Origin of the sequence: Pseudomonas paraversuta (genome assembly GCF_904063065.1) — a bacterium.
GTDB lineage: Bacteria > Pseudomonadota > Gammaproteobacteria > Pseudomonadales > Pseudomonadaceae > Aquipseudomonas > Aquipseudomonas paraversuta.
Window position 1 is genome coordinate 1 of sequence record NZ_CAJFCL010000056.1, and the last position, 437, is coordinate 437.

At 44.4% G+C, this 437-nt stretch carries 1 protein-coding gene; it reads left to right on the forward strand.

What is annotated here, in order from left to right; all coding sequences use genetic code 11:
* Nucleotides 1-437: hypothetical protein (locus JQ845_RS22905; protein WP_203009519.1), on the forward strand; the 437-nt coding region annotated here is incomplete at both ends.

Sequence of the window (437 nt, forward strand, 5' to 3'; positions counted from 1 at the left end):
CAGAGAAAAGAAGATGTAGAAACCAAAGGCAAATATAAATACAAAATTAAGAAAATCATTAAAGATGAGGCAGGCCAACCCATAGCCGCCTACCTTGATGATCTGATCGACCGTGGCGATTACATCGACGGCGAACAGGTCAAAGAAGATTTTGAAGCCTTCGAGGTCAGCAGGAACGCACAGAAGCTCAAAAGCGTCCAACACTACATAGACCTACATAACACCATCACCCAAGCAGAAAAGCCGCTGGATGGCCGTAGAACAGTCATCCAAGAGGCTTTCTTTAAATTCCCCATGCACAACCAAGTAGACCTACCGCCTGAATTTTATGTTTCTGCTATTCAGGACTTCTACGCCAAGTATTTTCCTGACTATAACGTCCTATTAACGGTCTACCACGGCGATGAATTAGAGGGAGGTAAAAAGAAGGTTGGCGA